This window comes from Psychrobacter immobilis (genome assembly GCF_904846175.1).
In the GTDB taxonomy this organism is placed as follows: domain Bacteria; phylum Pseudomonadota; class Gammaproteobacteria; order Pseudomonadales; family Moraxellaceae; genus Psychrobacter; species Psychrobacter immobilis_E.
The window spans coordinates 1-18,186 of sequence record NZ_CAJGZM010000002.1 but is presented as its reverse complement, the minus strand read 5'-3'; the positions used below and the strand labels follow the sequence as shown (position 1 = coordinate 18,186).

The following is an 18,186-nucleotide window of genomic DNA, read 5'->3' as shown; positions in this document are numbered from 1 at the left end:
TGCTAGCAGCCTATGCTATAGATAATAAATTATGATGAAAATAAAAATTAACTGGTAATGGTTCATTGCCCTCATTACCATCGAAAAAAATACAACCCTCATTGGGAAGCTCGTTATATGGGGATCGAGACTGGACCTGGAGCTGCCATGAGGCGTATTAAAGGACTAACAGGTACCAAATAACTTATCTGCGATGTATTTGGAAGCTTTGTTAAAACTAGCGCTCAATAGATACTATAATCTGAACAATAATCGATACAGTTTGATTGACACTATGATAAGAATATCAAATGCGTTTCTTAGCCACTGGCGCTTATTAGGCAGTCTACTAGGTGGAGCAGTTATTGGCTTAATAGTAGCGGCAATATGGCCACTCTCTTTTAGTACCAGCTTTATTATTGGTTGGGACAGTGCTATTTTGATCTATATCGTCAGTATCATCATGATGATGCGTGCTAATACCATTCATGGTCACCTAAACGAAGATCATGAAGGAAAAGTAATCATCTTGAGCCTCATCAGTACTGCAAGTTTAATCTGTTTATTAGCGATCTTTAGGCAAACTCAGATTGGCAAAGACTATCAAGGTACGGCACGCATTTTAATTATTGCACTTACGGTCGTTACTATTTTTATTACTTGGCTGATGATACAAGTCATTTTTGCTATGCAATACGCTTATTTGTATTTCTCTAAACAACGTAGCGAATCAAATCTACCTTTTATGTTTCCTGAGGCAATGGTTGAGGATAAGGGTAGCAGCGCTGAGTCAGCAACCATAGTAAACGCTAAGTTTGAAGATTTCTTTTATTGTGCAGTTGCCATTGGTACTTCAGGCCAAACTGCTGATATTGCTTTTACTTCAAAGGCAGGTAGAAAGCTTGCTACCCTACACAGCATCATCGCCTTCATATTTAATTTGGTTATTATCTCTTTATTAATTAATATTATAGCCAGCTATATATAATTGATTTGAGATTTGGAGAATCCTACTTGTAATAAATACTAAACTTACTACCGCCTGTAGCATTGGCTTGATGGATAAGCTTCCAATCCATATGAGTCATGATGCGTTGTACAATGCTAAGACCCAAACCGCTACCTTCTACCTGATCGCTTATATTTATGTCATTTAGACGCTCAAATCTCTCATAGAGTAACGGCATCATGACCTCTGGAATACCAAGACCGGTATCAGTCACTGTAATCTTTTCAGCATCGATAGTGACAATGACTTCACCATCATCAGTATATTGAAAAGCATTTTTTATCAAATTGCCTAACGCCATTTTTAACAGCTCAGGTCGTACATAAGCCATATACTCTTTATCAGCGACTACTTTGCAAGTTACCGATTTATGGCGGAGCAAATATTGTAAGCGTGATACTTCGCTCATAGCGATGGTGTTGATAGAGGTTTGCGGTGTATCCAGCTGTTCAGGCGCGCGCGATAACAGTAATAAAGCACTGATGATTTCAGAGGTTTCTTTGGCAGTCGTGCTAATACGGTTGGCGAATTCGCCCAAGTAACCGTTGTCTTCAAGCTGTGAGGCTAGTACTTCAGATGCGCCCATGATGATGGTCAACGGTGTGCGCAACTCATGACTGACATCGCCGGTAAACAGCTGCTCACGTTTTAGATACTGCTCTAGCTTATGGTTTTTTTCATCGATAGCTCGTGCTAATACCCCAACCTCTGAGGGTAGATGGGTTAATTCGGTTAAATTTTGATGATCGGTTTCTACGGCCTTTTTTAAATCTAGTAAAGGCTTGATGATTTGCTTAGAGGATAAATGGGAGAATAGCGCAGCAATGAGCAAACTTAGGATAACCGCCATTTTCAATGCGTCGGCAAATATACCCTCTAATTCTTCGAAGATGGCCAAAACAGGATAGTGTTCCATCACCATTTCAGACCCTTCTAAGTAGGTCAAAACATACTTTTGCTCATTTTGTTGATAGGCAAAAAAGTGCAGATTGGCCTCAGTGTTGCCCGCTTTACTATTCACGCTCACCCGCATCTCTTGAACCGTTCCATTGGCTAGCGCTTTTAAATTCTCTGGCGCGCTATCATAATGATAAATTTTAATACCGGGATCTGCTGTATAAATAGCCTGCTCACCATATTTTTCTTGACTGAGTTGCAGCTGTTGCAGTAGACGCCCTTTTACTAAGTCCTGTTCAATTCGCATCTCAGCATACATAAAAATACTGACGAACGTGGTACAAAGCAGTAAGGCGAATAAAAAATATGAAATTCGAAACTTATTAGCGATTGAGTCTATAGTGAACATGGCGTGTGCTTATTTAGTGTAAGTCAGTAGATGGCGTAAGAAAAAATACAGATACGACTGTTTATAATAGACTCTAATCTGTAAATGGTATTGTGAAATTTTAGACTTTGTCTGGGTCAATAATTTGATAACCAACACCAGCTATCGTTATTATCATGACTTTATCAAAGGGTTTATCAACTTGTGCACGCACACTGTGCAAATGTGTTCGAAGCGCATCACTACTTGGTATATCCTGTCCCCATACCTTTTCCTCAAGCTCAGTTTTACTAACTACCCGAGGCGAGGCACTCATTAAGGCATGCAAGATTTTAAATCCTGTGGGAGTTAGTTTTAGCAGCTTGTCTTCTCGTTTGATACTGTGTTGCTCAGTATTTAGAGACAGCTTACCGACCTCAATAGTATGCTGAAAATGTTCATCTTGATTACGACGTATCAGTGCTTTGATACGTGCTTCTAATTCAACCAATGAGAAAGGTTTGACCAAATAATCATCAGCACCACTATCGAACCCTGCTACCTTATCCAAAACAGTATCACGCGCGGTTAGCATCAATACGGGCGTTTTATCATGCAATTCTTCTCTAAGCGTTTTGCACAGCTTGGTACCGTCCATTCCGGGTAACATGACGTCTAGCAATATAACGTCGTAACGATTGCTTGAAGCAAGCGCTAGGCCACTTAGTCCATTATGAGCGTTGTCCAACTCAAAGCCCTTTGGTTCAAAAAAAGCATAAATATTGGCTACGATATCAGGATTGTCTTCAATGACAAGTATTTTGTGCATAAAAGTCTCGTGTATGAATGCTAGTTTTTAAAACGCTGATTTACTTAAAGAAAGTTGGTGCGGATGCCACTTCTTGAGTCGTTATATTAAAGAACTTCAGTAGGGTCGGTGTAATAAAATCATGCGATACTGGCTGATCGATCATACTAGAGAGGCTATTATTGTCGATGCTATTACCATTCGGTGACCAGATAATCACTGGCACCTGCTTTTGAGCATTCGGTGCAATACCATAGGGTAAACCATGTAAATACACGTTGTTTTCACCCAAACTCTCGCCATGATCACTAATATAGACCATCACCACATCGTAGTCCTGCTCATATGATTTTAGCTTATCGATAGTGACATTTAAAAAGTAATCGGTATAGCGAATCGCATTGTCATAGCCATTAATAACTGACTGGTCATCGCATTTAGACAGCTCATTGGTCATACAGACGGGCTTGTATTCCTCAAAATCTTTCGGGTAGCGTTTATAATAAGCAGGACCATGATTGCCCATTTGATGTAGTAAAATTAGGGTATCTTGTGGCTGAGCCGCTGCTTTGCCCGCTGTATTCGACTTAACTAAAGTATCAAAACCATCGAGCATACCTATATCGCGACATTCAACATCACAATCGGGGTTTGTATCGGATGTTCTATAGTCCTCAAAAGTGACTCGGTCTGCCACGCCTTTAGAGCTAGAATTGTTGTCCCGCCAAATGACATTAACACCTTGTTTGTTGAGGGTATCCAGCACATTTTCATGATACTCAGCAGTGTCTATGTCGTAGTCTTCTCGGTTGGCATAACTGAACATACAAGGTACTGAATACGCTGTAGAGGTTCCACAGGAAGCAGCATCTTTGAAGCTATAGATATCCGCTTGCTTAGCAAGTAGCGGCATCGTATCGCGCTTATAACCGTTTAAGCCAATATGATCAGCGCGAACCGTTTCACCGACTACAAATACCATAAGCTTAGGTTTTACCTTGCCAACCGTAGTTGTCCGCTTAGCATCTACAGCGTGAGCCGTCATCGTATCAGGGCGACGCAATTCATCGACATAGTCGGTACCGAGTTTTATGACTGAATAAATGGGCGTAATGGGATTGGTATAACTACGCACCATTTTATGTTGACGAAAGAAGCTGGCATACTGGTCACCAAACGGCAATAGGCAAACCGCTATCAACACAATAGACAAAATCAAGGTAATTGCCTTTTGTACGATTGAGCGACCTATAGACAAACGCTTTATACGAATCTTACTGATAATAAAAGCAGGTAACACCCCTAATAATAGCAGTCGAATAACAAAGCTTGGCGCCATCAGTCCCATCGCTTCTGCTTGGTCCGTCTGTAAGCTATTAATCAACATACCGCTATCAAATATTGTTCCGTAGCCATCGGTAAAATAACCACATATGGCCGCAATAATGAGCATTATGCTAAGCACAGGTTTTGCTATCGGGCGGTAGCATAATAGCTGAAACAATAACCACATCAGCCCAAACAGTAAGCCTGTAAGAGAAACTATAAAACCCATGTTATCAGCAAACGGATAGATCGCTAATACTTGCTTAAAGAAACCTATATTTGCCGTAGCAACGAGATATAGTACAACGACTACAATCAAGTAATTGAGGTTGACCTCACGATTATAGAATCTTCTTTTCTCGCTGGTCCCATTATTAGTTGTGACAGGACCTATATTATTGGCTTCTGCAATACTGGCATCAGTAACTAAGTGTTTTGACATACACGGACTTCTTAATAGAATGAAAGAGGACTTTATTCGCTAAAATAGCATGTACTGTGTTAAGAAGGTGTTAAGAGTGCTAGATAATAAAATTTATAAAGTATTTAATGTTTTAGGAATTTATAAAACATCTACAACCACTGTTTCCAGAAGAGAACTCTTACCCATGACCAACCTTATCCAAGAAAATCAGCCGTTGCTCATATTAGGAAGCTTAATTCTATCAGTGATGGTTGTGTTATGGGTTTTGCAATATGGATTGATTCGTTATGGTAAGAAAATACTGAATCACGCGCTGCGATATTGGACGGCGATTAAACAGTATTGTAGTCAAAGCAAACGACTTATTCGATTAAGAAATAATTATCCAAAGTTGTATCATGTTTTATCGCAAAGGCTTCATATACAGCATTTTTATGGCTTACCTCTGACACTTTTAGTGCTAATCATGGGTTATATTCTATTTTTGTTTCTCGGCTTGGTTGAAGATGTCGTCACTTCAGATACTATTGTGGCAATGGACTTTTTTGTGTCACAGCAGATGAGTATGCTAAGTGAGTCGCCCCTAGTAACGTTTTTCATCCTAATTACCAGCTTCGCCTCTACCGCAACGACATGCTTAGTTGTATTTTTAACCTGTATTTTATGTTGGATAATTCGCCAGCGCTATATATTAATAGGGTTACTGGTAGCCACTTTAGGAAGTACAATATTTACCTTTCTTAGTAAACTATTGTTTCAACGCGATCGACCAATTCATATTCTGCTATTCGAGCAGACAGATTCCTTTCCAAGTGGACATGCAACAGTTACGGTTGCGCTATATGGATTTCTTGCTTATACGGCCATTCGTTTTAGCCGCAACTTTAGTCAGCAAGTCCGTATAGTGGTAATGACTGTCTTTTTTTCTATACTGATAGGCTTAAGTAGAATTGTACTCAATGAGCACTATTTAAGTGATGTGCTAGGAGGTTATTTGGTCGGCACATTATGGCTCACGGTAGCGATTAGTGTGACAGAATGGCTAAGAGCGAGTGATAGAATTGACTGGCAAGCAGAATGGTCAGTTGCTCATCTTCGTCTGGTCTGGTTCAGTGTTGTATGTGTCATCATTGGCTCATTTATCTATGCGCTATTTTATCAATTTCCCCTCTTAGTATAATGAGAGTCGAGTCAGTAGTTGGATGCCTAATACGAAAAAACCAGCGCGCATTGAATCGACAGATAATTTATCTCACCATTTGGTTGATTTAACACCAGATAGCTATAATAGTATTTTACAGACACAAAAAAACCTCAAGTAAACGAATACTTGAGGTTGAAACTTTGTACTTAATAATATAATTAAAACTAAGTTTTAAATATGGCGCAGCGGACGGGACTCGAACCCGCGACCCCCGGCGTGACAGGCTAGACACAACAAACTATCTTAAACACCCTTAATATATATTAACACCCAAAGCCTTACTACCAAAAGGTTTAGTCTAAAATATAGCAATGACCTTTAGCGTATATTAAAGCCTTTTACCGAGTATATATAATCATTTTTGGTCACATTAATGTATTATTTTTAATACATAGATATAAAATTAATGTATTAAAAATAATACTACTCTTTTTTAAGAAGTTGAAATTGCCTTCTTATTATCAATCATCTTTACTGTCAATCATAATTACTAATCCATCTGATAAAGCGATAAATCACACCTAGTAACTAAGTGTTGTGGTCAATTAATTTAGGATCTCTGATATTACAAATTTGTCGATGACATTTATCTACTGTGGCTTATGAGATATCTACTATTTTTAAGTTTATATAGGCGACTCGCTTAATATGGGTTTGACAATATGGAAATCAATCCAGCCGAATTAAGTATTCAAAGGCCTTCAAGTATCTAAAGGCCTTTTCTATTTGAGGTAAATTATTGATTACAACTCTATTGCGAGACGTTAGCAAGTGAGTATCAAAGTAATTATTGCGGAAAAACATGAATCACTATTCTCAAGCTGGTGGCGTACCTTCGGCGTTGGATACGACAGTATCAATCTGTATCAAAGCATCCATAGGAATAGCGGCGACACCAATCACTGTTCTGGCTGGTAAGTCGCTATTGAAGAAGGTCTTATAAATATCATTTACCGCATCGATATCCGTGATGTCTGTAAGTTGGATAGTCATTTTTACCACATCATCCATAACATGGTCGATACTTTCTACAATGGCTTTGATATTTTCTAAGCACTGCTTGGTCTGCGCTTTTATATCACCTTCGATTAGTTTACCCGTTTCAGGGTTGATAGGTAATTGACCTGAGAGATGGTTGTAATGAGAGAACGCCACCGTTTGTGTTGATAGCGGGTTCTTCGGCGCTTTATCAGTATTGTTAGCCTTAATAGTGATGCCATGTTTATCTTCAACAGCTTGTGGCGGTGTGCCATTTCCGTGAGACACGATAGCATCAATCTGTACCAAAGCATCCAGCTGTAAATCTGACGCTATAACCATCGTCAGTGCAGGTAAATAGCCCGCGCTTCCATCACTGGTTGACTCTGGAAAGAATTCTTTATAAACGTCATTTACCACGTCCACATCGGCAAGATTTTTTAAAAAGATATTTACTTTGACAATTTCATGGAGAGGAACGTCGATACTCTCTAAAATCGCTTCGATGTTTTGTAGGCATTGCTGCGTCTGCTCTTTGACGCCACCAGCGACCAGCTCACCAGTTTCAATATCTACAGGCAGTTGCGCTGAGATATTGTTGTAATGAGAAAAAGCGACCGTATGCGGCGATACTGAATCCTTGTGTACTTTTTCATTGTTTTTGGGTACTTTTACCAGCTCAACGGGTGCTTGTGGATACGTACCTTCACCGTTCGAGATTACAGCGTCCATTTGTACCAAAGCATTATCCATCGGTAGCGCTGCTACTGCTATGACCGTCCGTGTCGGCAGATAGCCTTGAAAAAACGCAGGATAAATCGTATCTATTTCTTTAATATCTTCGATATTTTTCAAAAATATATTAATTTTGATTACATCATTCATGTCATGATCGATGCTTTCTACAATGGTTTTGATATTTTTTAAGCACTGCGCGGCCTGTACTTTTATATCATTCGCGACTAAATCACCGGTGGTAATATTGACAGGTAACTGCGCTGAAATATAGTTGTAATGCGAAAAAGCAACGGTTTGCGTAGATAGTAAATTTTGCGGGGCAATGTCCGTGTTTCTTGATACTTTTATGATAGTGTCGTTCATATCGATATTCCCTATTTGATATGTGTTTTTAATAGTCTCAGTTTGATAAAGCTAGCTGTGGAATAGGACGAGAAAATTAAACTCAAAAAGCCGCAAGAAAATCTGTGCGGCTTTTTAGATTTATCATGATAACTGGGTTGCAGCACTAGTAAAGATTAGCCAGCAGCCAATACCCCACCAATGATAGCAACCACGCCGCCTAATGCACGAGTAATACGGTTATCGGCTTTGAGCATCGCTGTGCCTAGACCGCGACCAACAAAGGTAATGCCTAAGGTTGCGACAACGAAGCCGGCCATATAAAGCAGTAAGCTTGAACCTTGGGTCATCTCAGTTCCGTGAGCATAACCATGAGCGACCATAAATAGCGCAACCAACGTGCCGCCAACAGCCGTCGGCAGTTTGGCAAGCGTTGCGATGAGCACACCGACTAGCAGTACTGACATGGCGATGCCTGTCTCTATTCCAGCCAAATTGACACCAGCCCAAGCAAGGCCTGCGCCCGCTATCATGCCACCGACGACAAATAAAGGCGTGCCACGTTTCATCGTGGTGTTTTGGCGGATACTCCAAAAACCAATCGCACCCATGGCTAATAAGTGGTCAAGACCCATGAGTGGATGTAATAACCCACTCATGAATCCATTACTCACGGTCTCGCCATGGCCTGGGTGGGCAATGGCTAAAGTAGCCGTTAGCATCAGCCCGATAGTCATTAATAGCTTTGCCACTGGCAACTTGGTCATCTTATTCATGGTGTTCTCCCTCTGTTATTTTTGTTTATTGTGAACTGGTATATAACTGTTATTTATATCTTACTTGTACTATAAAGGCGTTTAAGCACTGACAGTAAAGCACTGATAACAAGGCACTGATAATTAAGCATCAGCCCTTAAGCATCAGAGCCCTTAAGCATCAGAGCCCTTAAGCATCAGAGCCCTTAAGCATCAGAGCCCTTAAGCATCAGAACCCTTAAGCATCAGAACCCTTAAGCATCAGAGCTTAGCTTGCCAGGACGACGCTCAGGTAACATGCCTTGCTTTAAAATAAAGCTAATGATTTCTTCTACGCCCACACCGTCATACAAGTTGGTGAATATAAAAGGACGCTCGCCGCGCATTTTTTTCGAGTCACGTTCCATCACATCTAGGGAGGCGTGTACATATTCAGCGATGTCAATTTTATTTATAATTAGCAAGTCTGATTTGGTAATACCCGGGCCGCCTTTACGAGGGATTTTATCACCAGCAGCGACGTCGATGACGTATAGGGTTAAATCAGAAAGCTCTGGGCTAAAGGTCGCCGCTAGGTTATCGCCGCCAGACTCTACTAACACCAGCTCTAGATTAGGATGACGCGTTTGCAAATCATCGATTGCGGCCAGATTCATAGAAGCATCTTCGCGGATAGCAGTGTGCGGACAACCGCCCGTTTCCACACCAAGAATACGATCAGCAGGCAAGGCGTCGTGCTTAAGTAAAAAATCAGCATCTTCACGGGTATAGATATCATTGGTGACCACGGCAATGTCGTAGTGATCTTTTAAAGCGCTACATAACTGGCGCAATAAGGCCGTTTTGCCAGAACCAACGGGCCCACCGACACCTATTCTTAAACAATGTTTCATGGCTATCTTTCCTTATATATTAGTAAAAGCTGTTATAAAATCGAAGCTGTTATAAAATTAAAGCGATCGTAAAATAGAAACGGTTGCAAAATAAAAATGATTAGCTTCTAAACAATCTTGAATATTGGGTTTCATGTTGAGCACTACCGAGTGCTAACCCCGGTAAAATCGGACCTAACTGCTCATCAGTTAATGCCAGCGCAGTATCAACGGCAGCGACCAGTTGCGGGCGCAATTGCTCGTTCAAACGTTGCGCAGCGGTATGACCTAATGGCATCGCTTTACATGCAACCGCCAGTTGGTTTTCCAGCCAGCCCCAAGCAAAGCCGAGTAGACTTTGGCGTATAGGCACTTGGCGTTGATGAGCGGTCCAAGCAAAAACGGTCACATATCCGGGCTCTTCTGGTAGCTTGGCATGACCTAACGCTTTCTGCGGCTGCAACTCTAAGCTGTTGAGCAAACGCATCAATGCTTGACCTAAACGTGTGTCTTCATCGCTGAGCTCAGCGGTCTCACGATTGGCATGTATCCAGTCATTCCAAAAGGCAAGACCCTCACTGTCACCATTCTCCCAGCAGGTTTGCAAACGTGCCAGCACTGGTAATTCGCAGCGCGACATACCATCGTCAAGTACGCCCTCTAACCACTCGCCAAGCTCAGCCTCATTACATACCCAGCCAAGCTCAAATGCACTCTCTAGGCCTTGCGACCAAGCGAATGCCCCGATTGGCAATGCAGGGCTAATCAGTTGCATCAGTCCCAGCAGCGCCAAATCGCTGGTTGCCTTTGGCTGCGCGTCAGTGTGCATGGTTATGGTCGTCATTATGGGAATGTCCATGGGCATGATTGTGTTCGTGAGAATGCTCATCTGCATGTTCATGTGCATGTGCATGTGCATGTGCATGAGAGTGTTCACGGCCAGCTTGCGCATAAGCACCAGATTCGGGATCGAATGGCGCTTGGTGATGACTCAAGGTTGCGCCCAACAGAACCGCCAACTCTTCTAATACATGATCTGGCGGGAACCGCACCCAATGACGCCCATCTTTATCACTCCCAAGGGCGAGCGATACATGACGATTACCTAAGTGATAACCAAGTCGTCCCAATGCTAAACCGCCCTCAACATAAGCGGTAGTGACTGGCTCATCAGCGGCACATACTTGGATGATCTCGCCGCTGCTCGCTTGTAATAAATCACCATGACGCAGTACCGGACCACGATCAAGGAACAAGCCAACATCGAGGCCGCTATCTGTCACCGCTTTTAGACGGCCACGTATGCGTAGCTCATAAGGTAAAGTCAGGGTGTCGTGTACATCGACCTGAGTGCTGCCGTCGATTCTTTTTATTAATTCAAGCATATTGATATCCTTGCAAACGCTTTAAAACAAATGATAACGTTGGGCTAATGGCAATTCAGACGATGGCTCACAAGTTAATAACACGCCATCTGCACGAACTTCATAAGTTTGTGGATCTACTGTCAGCTCTGGGCAGGCATCATTGAGCTTCATATCACTCTTACGCATTTGACGGACGTTTTTACACGCCACCAGCCTGCTCTTTAGACCAAGTCTTTCTTCTAATCCGGTATTCATTGCTGCTTGACTAACAAAAGTGATTCGAGTTGCGGCGGCAGCACGACCAAGCGCACCAAACATACGGCGATAATGTACGGGTTGCGGCGTAGAAATAGCGGCATTGGGATCGCCCATTGCAGCGCCCGCTATCATGCCACCTTTGATAATAATTGATGGCTTAACCCCAAAGAAGGCTGGCTTCCACAACACCAAATCCGCCAGTTTATCAATTTCGACAGAGCCAACTTCATGACCAACACCGTGAGTGATAGCTGGATTAATAGTGTATTTGGCAATGTAGCGCTTCACGCGGAAGTTATCCGTACCGCGTTCTTCATCTTCTGGTAACAGGCCACGTTGCAGGCGCATTTTGTGCGCAGTTTGCCAAGTACGACATACCACTTCACCGATACGACCCATCGCTTGCGAGTCAGACGAAATCATCGAAATCACACCCATATCATGGAGGATGTCTTCGGCAGCAATAGTCTCGCGGCGAATACGCGAATCGGCAAAGGCAACGTCTTCTGGAATACTTGGGTCTAAATTATGGCACTCCATCAACATATCGAGATGCTCATCGACGGTATTAATCGTATAAGGACGTGTCGGATTAGTAGACGATGGCAATACGTTGGGCAAACTACAAGCGACGATGATATCAGGCGCATGACCACCACCAGCACCTTCAGTGTGGTAAGTATGAATACAGCGGTCTTTGAACGCGGCTATCGTGTCTTCTACAAAACCAGACTCATTTAAGCTATCGGCATGAATAGCAATCTGTATATCGTAGCGGTCTGCCACATCTAGTGCATTACTGATAGAAGCTGGGGTCGCGCCCCAATCTTCATGGATTTTTAGACTCATCGCCCCAGCTTCTACTTGTTGTATCAGCGCTTCAGGAGTACTGGCACTACCTTTACCAAGAAAACCAATATTAATGGGCAAGTCATCTACGGCTTGCATCATTTTGCCTAAATGCCAAGGGCCGGGCGTATGGGTAGTTGCGATTGAGCCAGTCGCTGGCCCCGTACCACCACCAATCATAGTCGTTAGGCCACTCATTAATGCTTCGTCAACCTGCTGCGGACAAATATAATGTACATGCGTGTCAACACCACCCGCCGTCAGAATCTGACCTTCACCCGCTATAATTTCGGTACCGGGGCCAATGACGATATCGACATCAGGTTGGGTATCAGGGTTACCGGCTTTTCCGATAGCAGCGATGCGGCCATTTTTTAGACCCACATCGGCTTTCACGATACCCCACCAGTCGATAATGACGGCATTGGTAATGACAGTATCCATCACGGTATCGTCGCAGCGCTGACTTTGACCCATGCCATCACGAATCACTTTGCCACCGCCGAACATGACCTCTTCACCATAATGCGTGTAGTCTTTTTCTATCTCGATCCACAGCTCAGTATCGCCTAAACGAATTCTATCGCCGGTCGTTGGACCATACATATCTGCATAAGCTTGGCGAGTAATTTTCATGAGTTCGCTCCTGAGTCTGAGTTTTGGTTCTGACCCTGATTCTGACCTTGATCTAAAGGACCCATTACCTCACCACGGAAACCATAAATATGGCGTAAGCCTGAAAAAGGAATTAAGGGGACATCACGGTGTTGACCCGGCTCAAAACGTATCGCCATGCCTGCTGCAATCGCTAAGCGATGCCCATAAGCTTTTTTACGGTCAAATTCTAAGGCCGCGTTGGTCTCGGCAAAGTGATAGTGAGAGCCGACTTGGATAGGACGGTCACCCGTGTTTGCGACGTTGATAGTGATAGGTTCACGATCGACACATAACTCAATGTCATCGCTCTGTAGCTGATATTCACCAGGAATCATAGCAAGTCTCCTCAGACAATAGGGTTATGAACGGTCACAAGCTTCGTGCCGTCGGGAAAGGTTGCCTCAACTTGTAAGCTTTCAATCATCTCAGCGATGCCATCCATGACGTCATCTCGGGTAAGGATTTCGCGGCCCGCACTCATCATCTCTGCTACGGTACGGCCTTCACGCGCACCTTCCATAATGGCGCAACTGATCAGCGCTATTGCTTCAGGGTAATTCAGTTTTAGGCCTTTAGCCTTACGGCGCTCAGCAAGCAGCCCTGCCGTAAATAACATCAACTTATCTTTATCTCTTGGCGTTAATTCCATCGCTGACTCCTTAATTATATTATGGTTATCGTTATCGTTTTATGGAAAGCCTATGTCGTTAGAAGGCTTATGTTATTAGTTGTTAACTATCAATAAATAGGCATATAAAAGCATTTGTCAGCACTTAAGAAAAAGCTTGGGCAGCAGTCGTTAAGTCAACCAAATTCGTGGTGTAATAGCTTTGTGTCCGGTCAATCGCGGACGTAGCACTTCTCGCGCTTGCTGAAATATATTCCAAGCTTCGTTACGCTCTATGCCTAAATAGCGTAGCAGCAATACGCCGCGACGATAGGTAACTGCCCAGTGATTGGCAGCTGGAATATGCTCACGTAGTGCAGTGATAGCCTCTAGCGGATCGTCCAATCCAACCGCCCATAATGTCGCATGGACGGTGGCACCGCCCTGGCCCCACATGCCGGAAAATCTTGGATGATCGGGGTCTATACATTGGCGTTCTATCCATAACGGGCGACCATTACGGGTGAGATGAAAGCGCTGTTCGAGACGGCCACTGACGAAAGGTAGCTTGCTGGCAGGACGGCCAAGACCAAGAATTTCCCACCCCAAGCACTTGGCGTTGTCTTCTAAATCAATGATGATGGTCTGCTCGCCGCGAGAGCCGTTAAAAGCGAGCGTTTCCTGCGGCAGCCATTCTAAAGTAGCGTCATTAGCGATTTTTAGGTGGGTATGCTGGTTCCAAGCAACGCCATTACTGTCGGCTTTATAAAGCTTATTGGCAGCAGGCGTCGTTAACAAAGTATGGGCGTTTGCCGATACAGTGACATCTATATTGAGTGCATCGCCACTGGCAATACCACCAGGCGGATGCAGCAGATAGACGTGACAGCAACCATCGCGGCCTTCAGGATAGAACGGTCTTTGCACACGCAAGGGACCATAATGGCGGGCTATATTCATGCGGGTAATGCTAGTCTCAGATTCAGTGTGAGCACCAAATCCTAAGGTCAAAAATGCCGCCCAATGACGGTTGGCATCAAATTGGTGTCCTGAGTCTTTAGCAGTCTGTTGTACTGTAGATTTATGAGATAAAGTCGTCATTCCATCGAACACCTTTTTATAGGCCCAGCGCGACACATATCGCTGAATCGTTAGCCAATCATCCTGAAAGGCAGGGTATTAGCTTACAGATAGCAAAATGAGTAAAATATTCACGTGCGCGGGTGAGGTCAGGTTGACAATACTGGCTTATTAGCCGTCAATGAATGTCAATATTATGTGGGCATTAACTGCCTAGAAGCTGTGATACGAATACTGCTGATAAATTACTGTAGAAAATCAGGGTAGAAGACTCTGCCCTTGGTATGTGTAAAAGTTGTATTGCTTTAAATATTGAATACTAAAAAGTAGCTATAGGAAAACAACCATACTATTTACCTCTTATAAACTAAAAGTATATGACTGTCAAACTATTTACTTCCTTATCCAGAGAAAGATAGCGTTAATTATGGTTAAGCTACACAGTCTGTCTTGCAGAAATAAAACACAATAATTAATCAGAGGAAGGCTTACTGTACAGTGGTTAGAGCGGTTCTTTTACTTGCAACAATTGTATGTAAAACGGCGCTTTTTATGCGCAGATTCTCTAAATTAAGTTAATGTGAGACTATCATCACATCATCTCCCTATTGCTAGGGTTAAAACTTGGCCATCGCTTGCAAAAAGGCAGATACGAACCTCAGCCAAATAAAAACCTTCATTAATAAAGGTTTTATAGAAAAATAACTGATTCTGCTCTCATTATAAAACCTATATAAACACCAAGCCATCTTCAGTTTGATGCACTTTAATATCGACATCATAAACATCGCTTAATTGTGGACGTGTCATCACTTCACTAGGCGTTCCTTGTGCAACAACTTGTCCACCATTTAACAATACCACCTTATCAGTATAGCGATATGCATGGGTCAAATCATGGAGGACAACCAAGATACTTTTGTGCTGCTGTTTCACCAAATTATGCAAGTAATGAAGCAAAAAATGCTGATGGCGAATATCAAGATGATTGGTCGGCTCATCGAACATCATAATATCGGTATCTTGCATCAGCGCTCGTACGATAGCCAAGCGCTGCTTCTCACCGCCTGATAAGGTTTGCACGCGAGCACTGACCAAACTTAATAACTCAAAATCCTATAGTAAACGTTGCGCGTGGACAGTCAATGCTGGCTATTTGGGCGCTGATACCATGCAGGATTTGGCGAGACTCCTAACAGTGCATAATCCAGTACCGTTAAAGGCAGCTCAAAACGCTCATGTTGTCTAACCCAAGCGATATGTCCATGATTCATGACCTCGTTGATCGGCTGACCGTAAATCTTAATGTGGCCATCTGTTTTAAGCGCGGTTCCTGTGTGTTAACCCAAAACCGTGTGCAGCAACGTGCTTTTACCCGCGCCATTTGGTCCGATAAAGGCGATCAGCTTTTGACTGACGCCTGCTGTCAGATCTATAAAACTAAATATGGAAGATTTTATATCAGATAGCTTAATAACGCATACTATCAATTTTATGGTAATTAAATTCATACCTAATGTTAGTAGTTCGATACCTGTAGAACGCACTGAATTACGTTCAAAAATAAAGTCACATGATTTGGGTAACTATGAGTAGCTATTCACTCAATGATCTCAAGTTAATTACAAGTTGTCTAATGCTATGGGATGATTTTACTTATCAAGAAAGCTTAGAGGAAAAAGAGAAAGACAAAGCAGAGTATTAGCAAAACTGTGAATTGCAAATGAGCGCGCTACGCGAAAAGCTAAGCGCCATTGAATTATATACCATGTATAGCGGCCTGTTATAAATGGCAAGCTCTTACCTATGCTATTGATTTTATATTTATTGATCTTATCGCTAACACTAGTAGTTTGATGCCTGTATAACACACTGGACGCATTCCATAAAGTTATAATAATTGAATGCTAACCTGACTTATGCTAAGTATCCAATATAGGCAGGCGGTTCAAGAATTCTGCATTTACGAAACCAAAGCTGATAGTCTTTGTAGACAGTATAGTGCTTACTAAAATACGGGGGGGTAAGTCATGCCAAGGGCGACCAAAAACCATTTGATAGACAATACCTTCGGCCGTCTGTCTCAGATTTCCTTTGTCATAGATATTTAGTTCTAATAGTATCAGTATTAGTCTGGTCCAGTGATTATCTTTGAGCATGGTGCCAGACATAACGAATGGTATCTTTTGGTGCGAGAGCTTAAAGATCACTTGTTCAATATTTTTTTTGCTAGCATTTTATTGTCCATGCTCAACAGAGCCTAATTAAAAAGATAGTAAAACGACTATTTCGTGTTGAAGCTGTAAATTAAATTTCTCTTAACATTTATGCTTATAGACAAAATCTCGCTGACGTCCAAAATAATCAGCAAATTGCTCGGCACTAATCCTATTTCCCATAAGCTCTAGATATACATGCTCTAACTGTTTTGAGCTCTTAACAATATTTCGAAGTCCATGAAAGTTATTGCCGAGTGCTGACATATTTGCTTGAGATAAGGACTTCAAGAAATCTAATAAAATTAAAGTTTGCAAATCATCTTCAAATGCTTTTTTGCTCTGACCCTCCACTGGACTGAGTTCTATGGCTACTAACTGCTTATTCGTTCTCAATACTTCATCATCGAACCAAGGGTTAAAACAACCTGCAACTATCTGATAATCAATACTCTCTTTTTCTTTACTTTTTTTAGGCTGATTTAGTAACTTCACCTGTTCACGATTTGAGATCAAATAGATAGTTTGTTGGCTTAATTGTAGGTTGTCTTGGAACATTTTAATAATAGTGCTATAAAACTCATCACTATAAGACTTCATAAAGGATTTATGAAGCCTTTTTGTCATTGGATGCCAAGACAGGTTTGAGTTTTTCGCAATCCTTTTGATGATAGATTTATTCATATGTTACTCATAATGTAAATTATTAAGCACTTTATATATTACCGATTATAATTATATTCTAATATGTTATTATTAATATCATCTAAAATTATAAATTTATAGAAACAAAAAAATTGTAGTATGCGGTTATAATGTATTTTGCTACTACCTTTGTAATATTTTTCTTTGGAACTAGCAATACCTATACTGGCTTTTACTTTCTTAGTATATTTTATTTCTTTTTTATTATTCAGTAGATCATAGTGTACGTTGGATTCTGGCAACTTATTAAGTCGATTTTTCCATTTATTTACCAACCTCTTATCAGTACAACTTTGTAAGTTTCGAATATCTATATGAATTAATACCTTAGGCAAAAGATTAATTATATAATTTAAAAACCGATCAAAATCCTCAAGATTTTCAAACCTGATTTTATTTTGAGTGTACTCACAATTTTGTAGTGTATAGCTTATAAACCAATCGAGACCCTCTTTATGTTTTTTTGATAAAGATAGTTCTTTAAAATTAAGCTCCATACCCTCCATTACTTTCTGATCTTCTGCAATTAAATTATAGCTTGGAACAAGCAGGTTTTTTTGCTCTGATGAAAATAGCCTTGAGCCACCGAACTTAGTTTGATACTCAGAACTCTCCTTTAAGTATAGTCAGTTCTTTTTAAATAAGATACAATCGTTTTAAAACAAGCGAAATGGCAGAAGAACAAATGACCTATTCAGCAGATTTTCGAGCACAAGTGATTAGAAGTGTCAAAAACAAAGACATGAGT

The 18,186-nt window shown here is 41.6% G+C and carries 18 protein-coding genes and 1 pseudogene; 2 read left to right on the top strand and 17 right to left on the bottom strand.

The genetic code is table 11. The features are described from left to right. Window positions 1–262: 262 nt before the first annotated feature. Window positions 263–967: a DUF1345 domain-containing protein gene (locus tag JMW39_RS02605; RefSeq protein WP_201543569.1), complete on the top strand. Its 705-nt coding sequence runs from the start codon at window positions 263–265 to the stop codon at window positions 965–967. A gap of 22 nt (window positions 968–989) precedes the next feature. Here JMW39_RS02605 and JMW39_RS02600 read toward each other — a convergent pair whose 3' ends face one another. From JMW39_RS02600 to JMW39_RS02590, 3 genes are all read right to left on the bottom strand, one after another. Beyond that, window positions 990–2,294 (bottom strand): sensor histidine kinase, encoded by a 1,305-nt coding sequence (locus JMW39_RS02600; RefSeq protein ID WP_201543568.1) that lies wholly within the window; start codon window positions 2,292–2,294, stop codon window positions 990–992. Between the two features lie 100 nt (window positions 2,295–2,394). Continuing rightward, window positions 2,395–3,081 carry a response regulator transcription factor gene (locus tag JMW39_RS02595; RefSeq protein ID WP_201543566.1) on the bottom strand — a complete coding sequence of 229 codons (687 nt, stop codon included), beginning with the start codon at window positions 3,079–3,081 and terminating at the stop codon, window positions 2,395–2,397. A gap of 40 nt (window positions 3,082–3,121) precedes the next feature. Then, a complete protein-coding gene (locus tag JMW39_RS02590; protein ID WP_201543565.1) occupies window positions 3,122–4,828 on the bottom strand; it encodes a phosphoethanolamine transferase in 1,707 nt (568 codons plus the stop codon). 76 nt (window positions 4,829–4,904) lie between these two features. On the opposite strand from JMW39_RS02590, the gene JMW39_RS02585 reads away from it, so the two are divergent. Beyond that, window positions 4,905–5,990, top strand: coding sequence for a phosphatase PAP2 family protein (locus JMW39_RS02585; RefSeq protein WP_227679179.1), 1,086 nt, complete (start codon window positions 4,905–4,907; stop codon window positions 5,988–5,990). Window positions 5,991–6,830: 840 nt separating this feature from the next. Here JMW39_RS02585 and JMW39_RS02580 read toward each other — a convergent pair. From JMW39_RS02580 to JMW39_RS02525, 14 genes and pseudogenes are all read right to left on the bottom strand, one after another. Then, window positions 6,831–8,093, bottom strand: a complete 1,263-nt coding sequence (locus JMW39_RS02580; protein ID WP_201543564.1) for a RidA family protein — start codon at window positions 8,091–8,093, stop codon at window positions 6,831–6,833. Between the two features lie 155 nt (window positions 8,094–8,248). Continuing rightward, window positions 8,249–8,848, bottom strand: a complete 600-nt coding sequence (locus tag JMW39_RS02575) for a HupE/UreJ family protein (RefSeq protein WP_201543563.1) — start codon at window positions 8,846–8,848, stop codon at window positions 8,249–8,251. Window positions 8,849–9,081: 233 nt separating this feature from the next. Further along, window positions 9,082–9,720: an urease accessory protein UreG gene (ureG, locus tag JMW39_RS02570; protein WP_201543562.1), complete on the bottom strand. Its 639-nt coding sequence runs from the start codon at window positions 9,718–9,720 to the stop codon at window positions 9,082–9,084. Window positions 9,721–9,820: 100 nt separating this feature from the next. After that, on the bottom strand, window positions 9,821–10,543 hold the full coding sequence (locus tag JMW39_RS02565) for an urease accessory protein UreF (protein ID WP_265088436.1): 723 nt from the start codon (window positions 10,541–10,543) through the stop codon (window positions 9,821–9,823). Next, window positions 10,518–11,084 (bottom strand): urease accessory protein UreE, encoded by a 567-nt coding sequence (gene ureE, locus JMW39_RS02560; RefSeq protein ID WP_201543561.1) that lies wholly within the window; start codon window positions 11,082–11,084, stop codon window positions 10,518–10,520. Before ureE ends, JMW39_RS02565 begins: the two co-directional genes overlap by 26 nt. A gap of 21 nt (window positions 11,085–11,105) precedes the next feature. After that, a complete protein-coding gene (gene ureC, locus JMW39_RS02555) occupies window positions 11,106–12,809 on the bottom strand; it encodes an urease subunit alpha (RefSeq protein WP_201543560.1) in 1,704 nt (567 codons plus the stop codon). Then, window positions 12,806–13,165: an urease subunit beta gene (locus JMW39_RS02550; protein WP_201543558.1), complete on the bottom strand. Its 360-nt coding sequence runs from the start codon at window positions 13,163–13,165 to the stop codon at window positions 12,806–12,808. The genes ureC and JMW39_RS02550 overlap by 4 nt, the downstream gene beginning before the upstream one ends. A gap of 11 nt (window positions 13,166–13,176) precedes the next feature. Then, the gene (gene ureA, locus JMW39_RS02545) at window positions 13,177–13,479 is read right to left on the bottom strand and encodes an urease subunit gamma (protein ID WP_201543550.1); all 303 of its coding nucleotides are present in this window, start codon (window positions 13,477–13,479) and stop codon (window positions 13,177–13,179) included. A gap of 150 nt (window positions 13,480–13,629) precedes the next feature. Then, window positions 13,630–14,538: an urease accessory protein UreD gene (locus tag JMW39_RS02540; protein ID WP_201543548.1), complete on the bottom strand. Its 909-nt coding sequence runs from the start codon at window positions 14,536–14,538 to the stop codon at window positions 13,630–13,632. Window positions 14,539–15,246: 708 nt separating this feature from the next. Then, window positions 15,247–15,600, bottom strand: coding sequence for an ABC transporter ATP-binding protein (locus JMW39_RS13205; RefSeq protein WP_227679176.1), 354 nt, complete (start codon window positions 15,598–15,600; stop codon window positions 15,247–15,249). Between the two features lie 59 nt (window positions 15,601–15,659). Next, window positions 15,660–15,791, bottom strand: a complete 132-nt coding sequence (locus tag JMW39_RS13295; RefSeq protein WP_265088435.1) for a hypothetical protein — start codon at window positions 15,789–15,791, stop codon at window positions 15,660–15,662. A 676-nt stretch (window positions 15,792–16,467) separates the two neighbouring features. Further along, window positions 16,468–16,688, bottom strand: a pseudogene (locus JMW39_RS13200) (transposase); the annotation flags it as partial. A gap of 147 nt (window positions 16,689–16,835) precedes the next feature. Beyond that, on the bottom strand, window positions 16,836–17,417 hold the full coding sequence (locus tag JMW39_RS02530; protein ID WP_201543546.1) for a hypothetical protein: 582 nt from the start codon (window positions 17,415–17,417) through the stop codon (window positions 16,836–16,838). A gap of 38 nt (window positions 17,418–17,455) precedes the next feature. Beyond that, window positions 17,456–17,935 (bottom strand): hypothetical protein, encoded by a 480-nt coding sequence (locus JMW39_RS02525; RefSeq protein ID WP_201543544.1) that lies wholly within the window; start codon window positions 17,933–17,935, stop codon window positions 17,456–17,458. Between the last annotated feature and the right edge of the window lie 251 nt (window positions 17,936–18,186).